Consider the following 17,472-nt stretch of genomic DNA (forward strand, 5'->3'; position numbering starts at 1 on the left):
CGGGGACGGGGTGTTACTTCACGCCTCGGATCGGCGCCGTCGCCACGGCGGCGAGGACCGCGAAGACGCTCGCGAAGACGAACAGCATCGGGTATCCGCCGAACGACGAGATGATCACCGCCGCGATCGGCGCGCTGAGGGCCTGCGGGATGTTCGTGGCGACGTTGAGGATGCCGAGGTCCTTGCCCGCCGAGGCCCCGCCGCCGGGCAGCACCTCGGTCATCAAGGCCGCGTCCACCGACATGTAGATGCCGAAGCCGACCCCGTTCACGATGGCCATCCAGATCATGCCGCCCATGTTCGGCTGGAACAGCGGGATCAGCAGCCCCGCGACCATCACCACGGTCGCGGCGTAGATGAACACCTTGCGGCGGCCGATCCTGTCGCTCCACCAGCCCGAGAGCGCGATGGCGACCAGCGTCGGCACGAAGGCGACCAGCGACAGCGTGACGACCGCGCCCTGCGCGGCCGCGAGCGAGAGCTTGATGTAGTCGGTGAGGATGTAGAGCTGGTAGGCCGACACCACGAAGTAGCCGAGGATCAGCAGGAAGCGCGCAGCGAAGGCCCAGGCGAAGTCGGGGTTCTTGCGCGGGTTGATCCAGAAGCCCTTGAAGAACGAGCCCCAGCGGAACGGCTCCACCGCCGCATCCTTGGACGACCAGTCGTGGTTGATCAACGCGAAGAGCACGGCGACGACGATCACCGCGATGCCGAACACGGAGTAGCCGATGCCGACCTGCCCTGCCACGGCGGCCGCGAGCATGACGCCGAGGGTGCCGCCGATCTGCGTGCCGACGCCCAGCATCGCGCTCGCGCCGCCCCGCTTGGCGCGGGGGAACCGGTCGGCGGTGATGGTCGTCAGCGGCGCCTGCAGGAAGTTCAGCGCGACCTGGATGATCACCCAGAACACGGTGATCCACACGATGTCGGTGAGGGATCCGATGCCGAGGCAGAAGATGCCGCCGACGAGGGCGCCGATCACCATCCACGGAGCGCGGCGGCCGAACCGCGAGCGCGTGCGGTCGCTGAAGACGCCGGCCAGCGGCTGCGCGAAGAGGGTGAAGATGAAGGACGTCGTGGTGACGATGGCGAGGTTCTGCACCTTGTTCGCCGGATCCAGGAGGGCGATCTGAGTCGGCAGCAGGATCGCGATCAGGCCGCCGTAGGTCGCGAACAGGGTCAGCGAGGCGATGAGCATGCTGGGCAGCAGCCGCTTGTTCGCAGGCGGGCTGGCGGCGGGCTCACCGGCCACGGGCGGTTCGGTGCGGATGACACCGGTCGGGGCGATCTCCGCGGTGGGATCGGGCGGGGTGATGGTCATGGCGGGGCTCCTCGTTGAGCGGATCCGGCGGGATCGGGTGCGGTTCGGGTGCGGTTCGGTTGCGGACTCAATCCCGAACTCTGTTTGGTATTGGACTCGCGTCGATTGTGACACCGAAATATAAACAGTGCAAGGCTTTCGTGCCATAACCCGACCATCGTTCGAGTTTCGTGACGGACGGATATCCTGACTCCATGGCCAAACGAGGTGCGTACGCGAAGGGCGTCGTCAAGCGTGAGGAGATCCTCGAGGCCGCGCTCGAAATCGTCGGGCGTCGCGGCTACCGCAACGCCTCGGTGCGCGAGATCGCCGATGCGGTGGGCCTCAGCCCCGCGGGCCTGCTGCACTATTTCGGCACCAAGGAACAGCTCTTCGTCGAGATCCTGCGGGCGAGGGACGCGCACGATTTCGCCGGACCGGCCGATGCGGACTTCTTCGAGTCGTTCCTCGCCGTCATCCGCCACAACGCCGAGGTCCCGGGCCTCGTGCAGCTCTACACGCAGTTGCAGGCGGCTGTCGCAGATGTCGAGCACCCGGCACGGGCCTTCTTCCTCGACCGCACCGCGGCCGTGCACGAGGCGGCCCGGGAGGAGTTCGTGGAGGCGCAGCGGAAAGGACTCATCCGCGACGACCTGGATCCGGAGTGGATCATCCGCGCAGGGCACGCCCTCGCCGACGGGCTGCAGAACGCGTGGATGCTGGATCCGAGCATCGACATGGCCGCCGACGTCGAGCAGTTCTTCGCGCTGCTGAAGCCCTGAGCCCGGCTGGTCGGGTGTGGTCGGGTCGGGTCAGCCGCGCGGCCCGTTCCGAACTCAGTCGATTCGGTCGCGCACGGGGAGAAGTCCCGCCGAACGCACCTGTTTCGACTGAGTTCGACACAGGGACCGGCCGGATACGCTGATCGGGTGACCGCCGAAGCCCCCCTCGCCCAGACCGGATCCGGTCCCGTCCGGGGATTCTGGCGGGGCGAGCCCGGCACGCCGGGCGCCTCCGCCGCGTTCCTCGGGATCCCGTTCGCCGCGGCACCCGTGGGCGAGCGGCGCTTCGCCGCCCCGCAGCCGCCTGAGCCCTGGACGGAGGCGCGCGATGCGACCGCGTTCGGGCCGACCGCGCAGCGCGGCGACAAGGGCGAGACCCTCATCCCGGAGCCCAGCATCCCCGGCGCCGCGACGTTGAACGTGAACGTGTTCACCCCGTCGCTCGAGGGATCCCGACCCGTCATGGTGTGGATCCACGGCGGCGGCTACGTCGACGGCTCGCCCGCGAGCCCCTGGTACGACGGCGCCGCGTTCAACCGCGACGACGTGGTGACCGTGACGGTGTCGTACCGACTCGGCTTCGACGGCTTCGGCCTGATGCCCGGTGCTCCCGCGAACCGCGGAGTGCTGGACTGGATCGCGGGGCTCGAGTGGGTGCAGCGCAACATCGCCGCATTCGGCGGGGATCCGTCGCGCGTCACGATCGCGGGGCAGTCCGCCGGCGCCGGCGCGGTGCTGACGCTGCTCGGCCTGGAGCGCGCCCAGCACCTGTTCCACGCGGCGATGGCCTTCTCCCCCGCACTCGCCGACATCGACCCTGACCTGGCATCGCGGCGCACGCGGGCGCTCGGCGTCCTGCTCGGCTGCGCTCCCGATGCCGCCGGCTTCCGCACGGTCCCGGAGCGCACCCTGCAGCGCGCACAGCCGAAGGCCGCTCTGCTCGGTGCGACGCGACTGAAGGCGCTGCTCGCCCCGCTCGCCGACGGACTGCCCTGGGGTCCCGTGATCGACGGCGAGGTCGTGCCGCGCCCGGCCGTCGAGGCCCTCCGGGCGGGCATCGGCTCCGACAAGCCGCTCCTGCTCGGCGCGACCGACGACGAGTTCACCATGACGATGGACCAGGCTCCCGGCGTGCTGCGGCTCATCCCTGCCGCGCTGGCGCTGACCCTGCTCTGCCGCGACCGCGCCGTGCGTCGCGCCTACCTCGCCGCGAACGGGCCGCAGCGCCGCCGCGGCACCCCGGCACTGCTCGGGCGATTCGTGACGGACCGGGTGTTCCGTGCGCTCGTCGTGCGGGCGGCGCAGGCGCGGGGCGACGCCCCCACCTGGGCGTACCGCTTCGCATGGGTCTCCCCGGTGAAGGGGTGGTCGTGCCACTGCCTCGACGTGCCGTTCTGGTTCGACGTGCTCGAGGATCCATTCGTGGAGGGCTTGGCCGGCCCCACCCCGCCGCAACACCTCGCGACCCAGATGCACACCGCAGCCGTCCGATTCGTCGAGGACGGCGATCCCGGCTGGCCGCAGTGGCGCACGGATCCGGGGCTCTCCCGCGTCTTCGGCGGCGGCCCCGCCGAACCCGCGCTGTCGGCAACCGCCTACGACGGAGCCCTGGCGCTCGTCTGATCGGTCAGCGCCCTTCGTCTCGTCGCTGCGCTCCTCGCTCAGGGACCGAAAACGGAGCCATCGCGAGGCCCGGTTCCTGAGCGAGCGCAGCGAGACGAAGGACGCCCTTCGTCTCGTCGCTGCGCTCCTCGCTCAGGGACCGAAAACCCGCCGATCCTGGGAGCAGGACGGCGGGTTCGTCGGTCGGTGCGGGATCCGGATCCGATCAGGCGATCGGATCGAGCAACGGGATCTCGTAGCGGTGCGGCGTGCCGAAGCGGTGCGCGGTGACCGAGACCGCCTGCTCGCGCAGGAAGGTCAGGATCTCCACGCGGCCCGCGGCGACCACCGGGTTCGCGTACAGCGCGAGGCTGGGCGACCCGTTCACGGCCTCCGCCGTCGAAGCCGCGGCGGCGCCGATGAGGCGCACCCGTCCGTCGCGCGCCGCGAGGCGCTGCGCGTGTGCGGCCCACGCGGCGGCATCCTCGGTCGCGACCGTGACGTCCTGCGTTCCGAGCCAGGTCGCGACGGCGGCCGGCAGCGCGGTCGCCGTGCTGACCGTGACCCGCGCGCGGGCGCGGCGTCCGGCGGCGACCACGCGCACGAGCTCGGCGACGCGGGAGCCCTCGAAGCGCACCGTGACGGGCACGGCCTGGTAGCGCAGCGCGTTCTGCTCGGTGGTGAGGCCGGTCGCATCGCGCACGACCCCGAACTCGTCGGCCCACGCGTCGATGTCGGTGGCGAGCGCCGCGCGCAGCCAGGCGATGTCGCCGTCCGCGTCGCCCGCTGCGGCCAGCGCACCGACCGCGCCGGTCGCGAGCGCGTCGAGCTCTCGCGTCGAGGAGACCGGAGCGTCACTCCACTCCGAGAGGCCGACCAGGTAGTTCGGGCCGCCCGCCTTGGAGCCTGCGCCGACGGCCGCCTTCTTCCAGCCGCCGAACGGCTGGCGCTGCACGATCGCGCCGGTGGTGCCGCGGTTGACGTACACGTTGCCGGCCTGGATCGAGGCGAGCCACTGCTGGATCTCGTCCTCGTCGAGGGAGTGCAGACCCGAGGTGAGTCCGTAGTCGATGTCGTTGACGACGTCGATCGCCTCGGTGAGGGAGTCCGCGGTCATGATGCCGAGCACCGGACCGAAATACTCCACGCGGTGGAACTCGGATCCGCGCTTGACCCCGTCGCGGATGCCGGGACGCCACAGCTGCCCCGCGTCGTCGAGCTTCTCCGGCTGCAGCAGCCAGCTCTCGCCCGCGTGCAGCGTGGTCAGAGCGCCGAGAAGCTTGCCCTCGGCCGGGCCGATGAGCGGGCCGATGCGGTTGGATCCGTCCTCCGGAGAGCCCACATCGTAGGCGCGGACGGCGTCGACGAGCTGCCGACGGAACCGCTCGGACTTCGCGGCGGATCCGACGAGCACGACGAGCGAGGCCGCGGAGCACTTCTGACCCGCGTGACCGAACGCGGCGTACGCGACGTCCTTCGCGGCGAGGTCGAGGTCGGCCGAGGGCGTGACGATGATCGCGTTCTTGCCGCTCGTCTCCGCCAGCAACGGCAGGTCCTGACGGAAGCCGCGGAACAGCTCAGCCGTCTCGTAGCCGCCGGTGAGGACCACGCGGCCCACGGCCGGGTCGCTCACGAGCTTCGTGCCCAGGTCGCGGCCGTCGAGCTGCACGTACTGCAGAACCTCGCGCGGCACGCCGGCCTCCCACAGCGCCTCGACCATGACCGCGCCCGAGCGGCGGGCCTGACGGGCGGGCTTGATGATGACCGGGGATCCGGTGGCGAGCGCCGAGAGGGTGGATCCGGCCGGGATCGCGACCGGGAAGTTCCACGGCGGGGTGACGACCGTCAGCCCGACCGGCTGCATGGTCGCGCCGTCCACGTCGGCGAGCTTCTTGGCGCTCTCGGCGTAGTAGTGCGCGAAGTCGATTGCCTCGGAGACCTCGGGGTCGCCCTGTTCGATGACCTTGCCGGCCTCGGATCCCATGACCTCGAGCAGCTCGGCGCGACGCGCCTCGAGCACATCGCCGGCGCGGTGCAGGATCGCGGCACGGCCCTCGGCGCCGAGCGCGCGCCAGGCCTCGCCCGCGGCGACGGCGGTCGAGATCGCGGCGTCGACCTGCTCCGGCGTGGAGAGGGTGTTCGCCTCGACGGTCGCGTTGCCGAGCTCCGAGTCCTTCATGCGGGCGCGGATCGCGTCGCCCCAGGTGCGGTTCGCCGCGAGCGACGGGTCGGTGTCTGGAGCGTTCAGGAAGCMGTCCGTGAGGCCAGGCGCGGCGGGAGCGGTGCGGTCCTGCACGCGGTTGGTGCCGGGCACCTCGGTGGGCATCGAGCGCACGGAGGCGAGGAAGCGCTCCTTCTCGCGCTCGAAGAGCGCGGGATCCGCGTCCAGGTCGAAGACCGCCGACATGAAGTTCTCCTGCGACGCGCCCTCCTCGAGGCGGCGGATGAGGTACGCGATCGCGACGTCGAACTCGTCCGGGTGAACGACCGGCGTGTAGAGCAGCAGGGATCCGACCGTGCGCTTGACGACCTGCGCCTGGGCGGACGCCATGCCGAGCAGCATCTCGAACTCGATGCCCTCTGTCACGCCGCGCTGGGAGGCGAGCAGCCACGCCATGGCGATGTCGAAGAGGTTGTGGCCGGCGACGCCGATCCGCAGATTGCCGATGTGCTCGGGGCGCAGCGCGTACTCGAGCACGGCCTTGTACGACGCGTCGGACTCCTGCTTGGTCGACCAGGTCGCGAGCGGCCAGCCGTGCGACTCGGCGTCGACCGTCTCCATGGGCAGGTTGGCGCCCTTCACGACGCGCACCTTGATCGGCGCACCGCCGTCGGCCACGCGCTTCGCCGCCCACTCCTGCAGGCGGATCATGGCGCCGAGGGCGTCGGGCAGGTACGCCTGCAGCACGATGCCGGCCTCGAGGGTCTTGAACTCGGGACGGTCGAGGATCGACGTGAAGACAGCGATCGTCAGGTCGAGGTCCTTGTACTCCTCCATGTCGAGGTTGATGAACTTGGCGGATCCGTCCGGCATGCCCTTGAGCGCGATCCGGTACAGCGGCAGCAGCGCTTCCGCGGCGTCCTCGACAGCGGCGTCGAACGCCCACGGGCTGTGCGGGGCGACGGTCGAGGAGACCTTGATCGAGACGTAGTCGACGTCGTCGCGCTCGAGCAGTCGGCGGGTGCCCTCCAGGCGACGCGCGGCCTCCTCACGGCCGAGGATGGCCTCGCCGAGCAGGTTGATGTTGAGCTTCACGCCCTGCGTCTCGCGGATGTGCGCGATCGACTTGCCGAGCTTCTCGTCGCGGGCGTCCACGATGAGGTGGCGCACCATCTGACGCAGCACCGTGCGGGCCGCGGGAACGACGATGCCTGGGACCATGCCGGCGGTCGCGCCGCCGAGGCCGATCGCGGCGCGCATCGGAGCCGGGAGGAAGCCCGGGGTGAGCGGCACGAGCTCCTTCAGCTTGGCGGCGGCGACCTTGAGGTCCTCCGGGCGCACGACGCCGTCCACGAAGCCGACCGTGAAGTCGAGGCCGTGGGGGTCGCGCAGCACGCCGGCGAGACGCTGGCCTGCGGCGTCGACGGGGACCTCGCGGCTCTCCGCGAGCCAGGTCTTGACGAGGGCGACGGCGTCGTCGGCGAGAGCGGAAAGGTCGTCGATGCCGGCTGCAGTGCCGACAGGGCTTTCGTTGGCGGTCATGGTTCCTCGTGGGTTCGGTGCCGGGGTTCGGGGGATCGCGCACGCGCGCGGGATGCTCCCAGCATGGATCCGATCTCCCTGCAGGAAAAGCAACCTTTCACACCGAGTATCCTTCGCTATTATCGACGTATCGCACCCCCGGCCCGCTGCACCCGCCATCAACGCCTCTACCCGCGAGACCGAACCTGCGTCCCGAGACCGACGATCCCATCGCCGGTTTCGGGACGTGAGTTCGGTCTCGCGGTCACCGGGAACGGCGAGCGGGGCGGGCGCGGGGCGGGCGCGGGGCGGGCAAAAAGGAGAGAGAGAGAGGGGTAACTTGTTCGAGTTGCGTCGGTTGCGACTGCTGCACGAGTTCGCGCTGCGCGGGACGATCGCGGAGGTTGCGCGCTCCCTCGCGTACAGCCCGTCCACGGTGTCGCAGCAGCTGGCCCTGCTGGAGCGCGAGGCGGGCGTCGCACTGCTCGAACCGGACGGGCGGCGTATCCGGCTGACGGCCGAGGGACGGGTGCTGGCCGCGCACGCCGCCCGCGCGCTCGAGCTCGACGAGCAGGCAAGGCAGGAACTCAGCCAGGCGCCCGCCGAGGCCGTGCGGATCAGCGCGATGCCGACCGCCGCCGAGACCATCATCCCCGCGGCGCTCACCGCGGTCGCCGCGTCGCACCCGCACCTGCGCGTCGAGATGTCCGAGGCGCCTCCCGAGGTGGGACTGTTCGAGCTGACCGCGCGCCGCTTCGACCTCGTCATCGCCGAGCAGTACCCGGGACACACGCGTGAGCGGCATACGGGCAACGTGCACGAGCTGATCGGCGAGGATCCGATCCGGCTCGTCCTGCCGCCCGGCGAGGACACGGTGTCGCTCCCCCAACTGCGGGATCGCGCCTGGGTGATGGAGCCGATCGGATCCGCCGCACGGCAGTGGGCCGTGCAGCAGTGCCGGGCGGCGGGGTTCGAACCCGACGTGCGCTTCGAGGCGGCGGATCTGACGGCGCACGTGCGGCTCATTGAGTCCGGTCACGCGGTCGGGATGCTGCCCGATCTCATCTGGGGCGACGCCCCCGCGCGGGTCGTGCTGTCCGAGCTGCCCGGATCCCCGGTGCGCGAAGTGTTCACGGCGGTACGCGAATCGGCGCGCGCCTCGGAGGCGATCGGCGCCGTCCGCGGCGCACTGACGGACGCGTTCGCGCAGCACCGCCGGCCACGGCAGCAGGGCTGAGCGCGGCGCACTCCTCCCGACCGCGGCGCGGCCCGGCGCGAACGAATCTGCGCTGCCCCGGGGCGACGCCGGCGGGGTCAGGCCTCGCGCACGCTCGCGTGCGGGATCCGCTGCCGCATCACCCGCACGGCCTCGGGGCTCACGTCGACGAGCAGGGCGTCGCGGCCGAGCGCCGCGGCGACGGCACCCGTCGTGCCGGATCCGGCGAAGAGGTCGAGCACCCGGTCGCCAGGACGGCTGGACGCCTGCACGACGCGGCGCAGGATCCCCTCCGGCTTCTGCGTGGGGTAGCCGGTCTTCTCCCGCCCCGTGGTCGGGACGATCGTGTGCCACCACACGTCGGTGGGCAGCTTGCCGCGCTCGCGCTTGGCGGCGCTGACCAGGCTCGGCGCCATGTACGGCTCGCGCTCGATGTCGTCGACGTTGAACACGTGCCCGCCCGGCGTCTTGACGTAGACCAGGATCGTGTCGTGCTTCGTGGGCCAGCGGGTGCGCGGCTTGGCGCCGTAGTCGTAGGCCCAGATGAGCTCGTTCAGGAAGCAGTCCCGCCCGAACACCGCGTCGAGCATGACCTTGGCGTAGTGCGCCTCGCGGTAGTCGAGGTGCAGGTAGAGCGTGCCGTCGTCGGCGAGCAGGCGCCACGCCTCCTCCAGCCGCGGCATGAGGAAGTCGCCGTAGTCGTCGAAGCGGTCGTCATAGGCGTGCAGCAGCTCGCGCACCCGTTCGTACCGGTGCCCGTGGAAGCCGTGGTTGACCTCGCGGGGGCGCGTCTCCGCGATGCTGCGTTCGGAACTCAGTCGATTCTGCACAGGCACGTCGACGGATCCTCGGAGTTCCGCGGATCCCTCCGCATGCGGGTCCGGATTTGACTGAGTTTCAGACGCCGGACGGTCGGCACGACGGGTCGAGACCGCGTGCCGCTCCTGCGTGCGGCCGGTGTTGAAGGGCGGATCCAGATAGACGAGTGTGAAGGATCCGTCGGGCAGGGTCCTGGCCACGTCGAGCGCCTCGCCGTGCACGATCTCGACGGATCCGGTACGGGTACCGAGCGCTTCGTTCCCCGCCTCCCCCGAACCCGCAGTGCCCACGGAGCCCTTCGCCGCCGGGCTCACGGAACCCGATGCAGCCACGCTTCGGTGGCGAACTTCGTGCGCACGAGCTCCTCCGCGGCCTCGTATTCGTCGTCGGCGATCGCGCCGTCCTCGGCACCTGTGATGCTGCGAAACGTGTCCTTGAACCGCTCGATGATCTCGGCGCGGCTGAGGCCGGTCTGGCTGCGCAGCGGATCCACCCGCTTCGCGGCGGAGGCGGTGCCCTTGTCGCTGAGCTTCTCCCGCCCGATCCGCAGCACCTCGGTCATCATCTGGCCGTCGATGTCGTAGGAGAGCGTGGCGTGGTGCAGGACTCCGCCGTTCGCGAGGCGCTTCTGCGCGGCGCCGCCGATCTTGCCGCTGGGGCCTGCGATGTCGTTGAGCGGCTGGTAGACCGCGTCGATGCCGAGCGAACGCAGCGCCTGCAGCACCCAGTCGTCGAGGAACGCGTAGGAGTCGGCGAACGTCATGCCCTGCACGAGCGACGCCGGCACGTACAGCGAGTATGTGATGATCTGCCCCGCGGCCATCATCATCGCGCCGCCACCGGAGATCCGCCGGACGACGTCGAAGCCGTGCTTCGCCGCCCCCTCCGGATCCACCTCGTTGCGATAGGACTGGAAGGATCCGATCACGACCGCGGACTCGTCCCACTCCCAGATCCGCAGCGTGGGACGGCGCCGGCCCTCACCGGCGCGCGTGGTCAGCACCTCGTCCAGGGCGAGGTTCATGCGCGGCGAGACGGCCTTGTCGTGCAGAATCTCCCAGTCGAAGTCGCCCCAGCCCGGCGCCGTCACGAGGGCGCGACGCACCGCGGTGCCGACCGCCTCGGGCGTGAGGCCGAGCAGCTGCGCACCCTCGGGGAGCGCTGCGCGCACGGCCGCGGCGATCGCGGATGCGTCCGTCTCGACGGGCAGCCCCGTGACCGCGGCGTTGATGTCGTCGAGGGCGTCGTCGGGTTCGAGGAAGAAGTCCCCCGCCAACCGGAAGTCGGCGATCGCGCCGTCCGTCACCTCGAAGTCGACGACGACCAGCTTGCCGCCAGGAACCTTGTACTCACCGTGCACCGCTCCAGACTACGCGGCGGCGTGAGGACGCGGATCCGCGCGACTCAGTCGCGGCGCGGGATGTGCTTGTCGAGCCAGGCGAGCAGATCCGCCCGCACCTCGTCCTGCTGCAACTCGTTGAAGATCTCGTGGCGCGCTTCCGGATAGACGAGCGTGGTCACGTCGCCGAGGCCGGAGCGGTTGCGGTAGTCGTCGGCGAGCCGGTGCACGCTGCGCGGTCCGCCGACCGGGTCGTCCCGGCCGACCATGAGCAGCACCGGCACGTCGTTCGGGAAGTCCTTGCCAGGGCGGCCGTAGAGCCGCGCGGCCTCGATCGGACCGAACAGCTTCAGCAGCGGCACCTCGGTCGTCAGCGGATCGGCGCGGAACGCCTCCCACACCGCGGGATCGCGGGTGAGCCACTCCAGCCCGTGCGCGTCCGGTCCCTTCCACCGCGCGTTCAGCGGCAGCGAGTTGAGGTCGGTCGGAGTGCGGTGGGCGGATCCGGTCAGGATCACGGCGTCGTAGCCGTCCGGGTGCGCGTTGAAGACCATCTGCGCGAGGAACGACCCCCAGGAGTGACCGAGCAGCACGAGCGGGAGCCCGGGGTTCTCGTCGCGGATCAGCTCGGTCAGCTGCCACTCGTCGGCGACGACCGCGCGCATGCCGCCGGGGCCGAGCCGTCCCAGTTTCGCCGCGTCGCCGTGCTGCTTCATGCCCGTGCGCCCGTGACCGCGATGGTCGTCGGCGTAGATCGTGAAGCCGGCGGCCGTGAGCGCGGCGATCAGCGCGCCGTAGCGGCCCGCGTGCTCGCCGACGCCGTGCAGCAGCTGCACCACTCCACGGGGGGCGACGCCGACGGCGGGGTGGACGTCGTAGACGATCGCGATGCCGTGTGCGTCGGTGAACTCGGCGGTGCGGGGCTCAGCCATGCCCCGAGTCTACGGATCCGGACCGCCGCGCGCGGACCGGGTCCGCAGATGACACGGTCAGAGCCCGACCGCGGCGCGCACGGCGAGCGCCTCGACGAGGTCGGTGACCTCGTGGCCGCCGCCGTCGTCGGCCGCGGAGCCCATCCGCACGGATCCGGCCGCAGCGACCGTGCGCTTGGCCGAGAAGTGCAGCGCGTCCACGCCGGTCGCGGCGATCTCGGCCGCGTTCGCCGCGGTGATCCCGCTGCCTGCCATCACCTCGATCCGCCCTCCGGCGGCCGAGACGAGGGCGCGCAGCACGCCGATCCCGTCGCGCGCGACCGACGTGCCGCCCGAGGTCAGCACGCGGGTGAGGCCGAGGGCGAGCGCCACGTCGAACCCCGTCCGCGGATCCGGGGTCGCGTCGATCGCCCGGTGCAGCGTCACCTCGGCGTCGACGCGCGTCTCGCGGGCCGCATCGCGCAAGCGGGCCAGGACATCCGCATCGAGTTCTCCTCCGGCCGTCTGCGCGCCGATCACGACTCCGGCGGCGCCGTGCGCGAGCATCCACCGCACGTCGCGCACCGCGGTCGCGATCTCGTCCCCGTCGTAGTGGAAACCGCCTGCGCGCGGACGCACCAGCACATGCACCTCGGGCCCGCCGTGCGCCGCCGCCTCGACGGCGAGCTCGAGCGTCGCCGGCGACGGGGTGAGCCCTCCGAGGGCGAGGGCCTGCGTCAGCTCGACGCGACGCGCGCCGATCTCACGGGCGATGCGCACCCCTGCGGCATCCTGGACGGCGACTTCGAGCGCGAGCGGCATTGGTCCATTCTCACCGGTCGACGAGCCAACCGGAACGGACGCGCTGGCGTTTGTTCAGCCTCTTGCATAACCGGTATCGGTCCGATTCGGCGCCACGCGGTCCCGATCAGCATCCTCTGTCTCGAATACTTAGTTAGGCTATCTAAGCAATGACTTCTGAGAACCTGCACGAGACCGCCACCGAACTGCGCCTCGCCACCTTCCGGCTCGCCCGACGTCTGCGCTCCGTCCGCGCCGTGGACAGCCGGAACACCGCGATGAGCGACGCCCAGCTCGGCGTGCTCGCCGCGCTCCGCGCGCATGGCCGCCACTCCCTCACCGCACTCGCCGACCGCGAGCGCGTGACAGCCCCGACCATGAGTGCGCTCGTGACGGGCCTCGAGGAGCAGGGCTACGCGATCCGGATCCCCGATGACCAGGATCGCCGCCGCGTGCACGTGGAGATCACCCCGGCGGGCGAATCCATCGTGGTGGAGACGTTCGAGCGGCGCACCCAGCTCCTGATGACCGAGATCGACGAGCTGGACTTGACCGAGGAGGAGCTGCGGACCCTGCACGAGGCCAGCATCCTGATGCGGAAGCTGGCCGAGCTGTGAGCCAGATGTTCCGCTCCTTCGGAGTGTTCAACTACCGGGTCTGGTTCTTCGGCGCAATCGTCTCGAACATCGGCGGCTGGATGCAGTCGACCGCGCAGGACTGGGTCGTGCTCACCGAGCTCACGCACAACGACGCCACCGCGATGGGCGCGACGATGGCGCTGCAGTTCGGGCCGCCCCTGGTGCTGGTCGGCCTCACGGGCCGGGTCGCGGACCGCTTCGACCGGCGCCGGATCCTGCTCGTCACGCAGACCACGCTGATGCTCCTCGCCATCGGGGTGGCCGTGCTGCTGCTCACGCATGTGATGACGCTGCCTCTGATGTTCGTGTTCGCTGCCTGCTTCGGCATCGCGAACGCGTTCGACGCCCCGGCCCGGCAGGCGTTCGTGTCCGACATGGTGGCGATGGAGAACGCTTCGAACGCGGTCGCACTGAACTCCGCCTCTTTCAACATGGCTCGCCTGATCGGCCCCGCCGTCGGCGGCCTCGCGATCGTCGCCCTCGGATCCGGCTGGGTGTTCGTCGCGAACGCGGCCACGTTCCTCGCGATGATCGTGGCGCTGCTCATGATCCGCACGCGCGAACTCATGCCGCGCCCGAAGAACCGCCGCGCGGGCGGGCTCATGGTGGGCGTGCGGTACGTCGGCAGCCGCCCGGACCTCCTGGTCGTCTTCGCGATGGTGTTCCTCATCGGCGCGTTCGGCATGAACTTCCCGATCTTCGCCTCGACCATGGCGCTCGAGTTCCACAAGCAGGCCGACGGCTACGGCGTGCTCAGCTCGGTGCTCGCGATCGGATCCCTCACCGGGGCGCTGCTGGCAGCCCGGCGCGATCGCGCCAGGGTGCGGGTGCTCATGATCGCCGCCGGCGGGTTCGGGGTCGCGTCGATCGTGTCCGCGCAGATGCCGACCTACGTGTCCTATGCGATCACGCTCGTCTTCGTGGGTTTCTCCACGGTCACGATGCTCACGACCGCGAACGGCTATGTGCAGACGACGACGGATCCGGCCCTCCGCGGCCGGGTGCTCGCGCTCTACATGGCGGTCGTGATGGGCGCGACCCCGATCGGCGCCCCGATCGCGGGCTGGGTGGCGGACGCCTTCGGACCGCGCGCGGCGATCATGGTCGGCGGCGCCGCAGGTCTCGTGTCCTTCGCGATCGGCGCCGGCTGGATGCTCCACTCCGGGCGGCTGCATCGCCGGGAGGACGCCCGCTTCCTGCTCACCCTCGACGAGACCCGCCCGGTGCGGGTGGTCGAGGCGATGCAGCGCGCCTTCGTCCCGCCGATCACGAGCGCGACCACGCCGATCCGCGTCGAGCCGCGCACCGACCCCACGAAGCGCGACGGATCGGGCGACGGCGCGTGAGCGGCGCCGCCGGAGTCGGCGACGCACGCTCCCGTCGTTCGCTGCTGCCCGCGCTCGGCGCGCTCTCGGCGTTCGGGCCGCTCTCGATGGACCTGTACATCCCGGCGCTGCCGGAACTCGGCCTCGAGCTGCACACCACCGAGGCGCTCGCCCAGGTGACGATGAGCGCGTGCCTCATCGGGCTCGCCCTCGGCCAGCTGCTGTGGGGACCGATCAGCGACCGCTATGGCCGCCGCCGGCCGCTGCTGTGGGCCGTGGCGGGCTTCGCGGTCGCCTCGTTCGTGTGCGCGGTCTCGCCGTCGATCGAGCTGCTGATCCTGGTGCGCCTGCTGCAGGGTCTCTGCGGCGCGGCCGGGATGGCGATCGCCCGCGCGGTGGTGCACGACGTGTACAAGGGTCCGGAGGCGACGGCCGGGTTCGCCACGCTCACGGCGATCTCGGGAGCGGCGCCCGTGCTCGCACCGCTGCTGGGCGGCGCCCTGCTGACCTTCACCGACTGGCGCGGCCTGTTCGTCGCGCTGGGCGTGATCGGCGCGCTGCTGCTGCTGACGGCGGCGCTGTGCGTGCCGGAGACGCATCCCCTGGCCGAGCGCACCACGGGCGGGCTCGGCAACGACCTGCGCGGCATCGGGGCGGCGCTCGGCAACGGTCCGTTCATGGTGTTCGCCCTCACCCTCGGCCTGGCCTCGGCCGGATTCTTCTCCTATCTGCAGATGTCGTCGTTCGTGCTGCAGAACCAGTTCGGCGTCGATGCGCAGGGCTTCGCGCTCATCTTCGCGATGAACTCCGGAGGCATCGTGCTCGGCGCCTGGATCAGCCGCCGACTTGCCCGTCGCACCGGAGAGCGCCGCCTCGACGGACGCCGCATCGTGCTGACCTCGCTCACGCTCGGGACCGCGGCGGCCGCGGCGGTCCTGCTCAGTGCACTGCTGCACAGCCCGCTCCCCTGGCTGCTCGCACCGCTCTTCGTGCTCGTCGGGCTGCACGGCCTGAACAACCCGACACTGACCGCGCTCGCCCTGTCCCGCATCACGCGCGGAGCCGGATCCGCCTCCGCCGTGCTGGGCACCCTCGCCGCCCTGCTGGGTGCACTTCTGCCGCCGCTGCTGTCGCACGCCGGAGTCTCGGCGACCCTGATGGGCGCGACGATGCTGATCGCGTTCGCGGCCGCGCTGGCGCTGCTGGCCGCGACCCGACGCGTCACCCGCGCCCGGGACTGATGCCGGGAACTTCTTACGAATCCGTGATCTCGACGCCCCGGTCGCGACGCAGGTTCCTACGCTGAGAACATGATCGGATCCGCGTCGCGCGACAGAGCGCTGGCCGCCTCGGCCGGCGTCGCTGCGGCCTTGCTCGGCATCGGCGCCGGCGAGCTCGCAGCAACCCTGCTCGCGCCGTCGTCGAGTCCGTTCGCGGTCGTCGGCGGATTTCTCATCGACGCCGCCCCTGCGTGGGCGAAGGACACGGCGATCGCGTGGTTCGGCACCGGGGACAAGGGTGCGCTGCTCACGGGGATCGCGATCGTGCTGCTCGCCGCGGCCGCCGCGCTCGGGCTCGTCGAGCAGCGCTGGCGCGGTATCGGCGTTACCGTGTTCGTGGTGCTGGGAGCCGCCGTCGCCGTGCTCGCGCCGCTGCGCGCGGACGCCGCCACCCTCTCGTGGCTGCCCGCACTGCTGGCCGGCATCGTCGCGGCCGTCGTGCTGCGGATGCTCGCGCGACGTCTGAGCGAGTCGATCGCGGCGTCGGGCTCGGGGGCCGACCCGGGGGCCGGCTCGGCCGTGGCGTCGGCCTCGGGACCGGGATCCGGATCGAGGCGGGGTTCGGGCTCGGGCTCCGCCGCACCGGCCGCGCACGCCGCGACCACGACCGGTGACGGCACGTCCCGCCGCCGCTTCCTCGCCTGGACCGTCGGCACCGCCGCGATCGGGATCCTCGCCGCCGTCGCGGCCACCGCGGGCCGGGCCGGATCCATCGCCGCCGGAGCGGTGCGCGCCGCACTGCACCTGCCGAAGCCGGCCGTTGCCGCCCCGCCGATCCCCGCCGGCGCCGCGCTCGAAGTCGCCGGGATCACCCCGCTGATCACCCCGAACGCCGATTTCTACCGCATCGACACGGCCCTGATCGTCCCGCAGGTGGATCCGGCGCAGTGGCGGCTGCGGATCCATGGGCTGGTCGCGCACGAGGTGACCCTCACCTGGGACGAGCTGCTGGCGCTCCCGCTCGTGGAGTCGGCCGCGACCCTGTCCTGCGTGTCGAACGATGTCGGCGGCGACCTCGTCGGCAACGCGGTGTGGCTCGGCTACCCGATCCGCGAGCTGCTCGCCAAGGCGCAGCCTTCCGCCGACGCCGACATGGTGCTCTCCACCTCGGTCGACGGCTTCACGGCTGGCACGCCGCTGGAGACGCTGACCGACGACCGCAACGCGATGCTCGCGATCGGCATGAACGGCCAGCCGCTCCCGCTCGAGCACGGCTTCCCGGTGCGGATGGTCGTGCCGGGCCTGTACGGATACGTCTCGGCCACGAAGTGGGTCACGGATCTGGAGGTCACGCGCTTCGACCGCGCCACCGCGTACTGGACAGACCGGGGCTGGTCCCCCCGCGGCCCGATCAAACTCTCCTCGCGCATCGACGTGCCGCGCCCGAACCGTCCGATCCCCGCGGGCGACGCCGTGATCGCCGGCGTGGCCTGGCAGCCGCACGCCGGCATCTCCGCGGTCGAGGTGCAGGTCGACGACGGCCCGTGGCAGCGCGCCGAGCTCGCCCCGGCGATCTCGGCCGACACGTGGGTGCAGTGGCGGCTGCCCTGGAGCGCGGCCGCGGGGCAGCGCGTGCTCCGCTGCCGGGCGATCGGCGCGGACGGCACGGTGCAGACCTCGCAGATGGCACCCCCGGCGCCGGACGGCGCGACCGGCTGGCACACCGTCAGCGTGACGGTGAACGCCTGACCCGCCCCAGCCCGGTCGTCTCGCCTGGTTTTGGGGCGCACCACCTCGTTTTGGGGCGCCCCTCGTCACGGATTCCCGGCACCGTGCG

Annotated in this window: 13 protein-coding genes; 7 read left to right on the forward strand and 6 right to left on the reverse strand. The window is 71.4% G+C overall.

The window, feature by feature from the left end:
* Window positions 1-13: 13 nt before the first annotated feature.
* Window positions 14-1,321, reverse strand: a complete 1,308-nt coding sequence (locus tag AC1DG4_RS06970; protein ID WP_477375908.1) for an MFS transporter — start codon at window positions 1,319-1,321, stop codon at window positions 14-16.
* A gap of 194 nt (window positions 1,322-1,515) precedes the next feature.
* Between AC1DG4_RS06970 and AC1DG4_RS06975 the strand changes: the two genes are divergently transcribed.
* Together AC1DG4_RS06975 and AC1DG4_RS06980 are read left to right on the forward strand one after the other, a co-directional pair.
* Entirely contained in the window at window positions 1,516-2,082 is a 567-nt protein-coding gene (locus tag AC1DG4_RS06975) for a TetR/AcrR family transcriptional regulator (protein ID WP_477375906.1), read from the forward strand.
* 147 nt (window positions 2,083-2,229) lie between these two features.
* Window positions 2,230-3,705, forward strand: a complete 1,476-nt coding sequence (locus AC1DG4_RS06980; RefSeq protein ID WP_477375904.1) for a carboxylesterase/lipase family protein — start codon at window positions 2,230-2,232, stop codon at window positions 3,703-3,705.
* 205 nt (window positions 3,706-3,910) lie between these two features.
* Here AC1DG4_RS06980 and AC1DG4_RS06985 read toward each other — a convergent pair whose 3' ends face one another.
* Window positions 3,911-7,387: a bifunctional proline dehydrogenase/L-glutamate gamma-semialdehyde dehydrogenase gene (locus AC1DG4_RS06985; RefSeq protein ID WP_477421147.1), complete on the reverse strand. Its 3,477-nt coding sequence runs from the start codon at window positions 7,385-7,387 to the stop codon at window positions 3,911-3,913.
* Window positions 7,388-7,706: 319 nt separating this feature from the next.
* Here AC1DG4_RS06985 and AC1DG4_RS06990 point away from each other — a divergent pair, with 319 nt between their 5' ends.
* Window positions 7,707-8,603 carry a LysR family transcriptional regulator gene (locus AC1DG4_RS06990; protein WP_477375901.1) on the forward strand — a complete coding sequence of 299 codons (897 nt, stop codon included), beginning with the start codon at window positions 7,707-7,709 and terminating at the stop codon, window positions 8,601-8,603.
* Between the two features lie 77 nt (window positions 8,604-8,680).
* Here AC1DG4_RS06990 and AC1DG4_RS06995 read toward each other — a convergent pair whose 3' ends face one another.
* From AC1DG4_RS06995 to AC1DG4_RS07010, 4 genes are read right to left on the reverse strand one after another with little or no spacing between them, the layout of a single operon-like run.
* The gene (locus tag AC1DG4_RS06995) at window positions 8,681-9,691 is read right to left on the reverse strand and encodes a DNA-methyltransferase (protein ID WP_477375899.1); all 1,011 of its coding nucleotides are present in this window, start codon (window positions 9,689-9,691) and stop codon (window positions 8,681-8,683) included.
* Between the two features lie 20 nt (window positions 9,692-9,711).
* Window positions 9,712-10,761 carry a lipoate--protein ligase family protein gene (locus AC1DG4_RS07000; protein WP_477375897.1) on the reverse strand — a complete coding sequence of 350 codons (1,050 nt, stop codon included), beginning with the start codon at window positions 10,759-10,761 and terminating at the stop codon, window positions 9,712-9,714.
* Between the two features lie 44 nt (window positions 10,762-10,805).
* Entirely contained in the window at window positions 10,806-11,672 is an 867-nt protein-coding gene (locus AC1DG4_RS07005) for an alpha/beta fold hydrolase (RefSeq protein ID WP_477375895.1), read from the reverse strand.
* Window positions 11,673-11,729: 57 nt separating this feature from the next.
* The gene (locus AC1DG4_RS07010; protein WP_477375893.1) at window positions 11,730-12,473 is read right to left on the reverse strand and encodes a copper homeostasis protein CutC; all 744 of its coding nucleotides are present in this window, start codon (window positions 12,471-12,473) and stop codon (window positions 11,730-11,732) included.
* Window positions 12,474-12,622: 149 nt separating this feature from the next.
* Here AC1DG4_RS07010 and AC1DG4_RS07015 point away from each other — a divergent pair, with 149 nt between their 5' ends.
* From AC1DG4_RS07015 to AC1DG4_RS07030, 4 genes are all read left to right on the forward strand, one after another.
* Window positions 12,623-13,069: a MarR family winged helix-turn-helix transcriptional regulator gene (locus tag AC1DG4_RS07015; RefSeq protein WP_477375891.1), complete on the forward strand. Its 447-nt coding sequence runs from the start codon at window positions 12,623-12,625 to the stop codon at window positions 13,067-13,069.
* A gap of 5 nt (window positions 13,070-13,074) precedes the next feature.
* Window positions 13,075-14,436: an MFS transporter gene (locus tag AC1DG4_RS07020; RefSeq protein ID WP_477377324.1), complete on the forward strand. Its 1,362-nt coding sequence runs from the start codon at window positions 13,075-13,077 to the stop codon at window positions 14,434-14,436.
* Window positions 14,433-15,656, forward strand: coding sequence for a multidrug effflux MFS transporter (locus tag AC1DG4_RS07025; protein ID WP_477375889.1), 1,224 nt, complete (start codon window positions 14,433-14,435; stop codon window positions 15,654-15,656). The genes AC1DG4_RS07020 and AC1DG4_RS07025 overlap by 4 nt, the downstream gene beginning before the upstream one ends.
* Before the next feature lie 69 nt (window positions 15,657-15,725).
* Entirely contained in the window at window positions 15,726-17,384 is a 1,659-nt protein-coding gene (locus tag AC1DG4_RS07030) for a molybdopterin-dependent oxidoreductase (RefSeq protein ID WP_477375887.1), read from the forward strand.
* Window positions 17,385-17,472: the final 88 nt, after the last annotated feature.

The sequence above is a fragment of the Microbacterium sp. 05N427 genome (assembly GCF_056397105.1).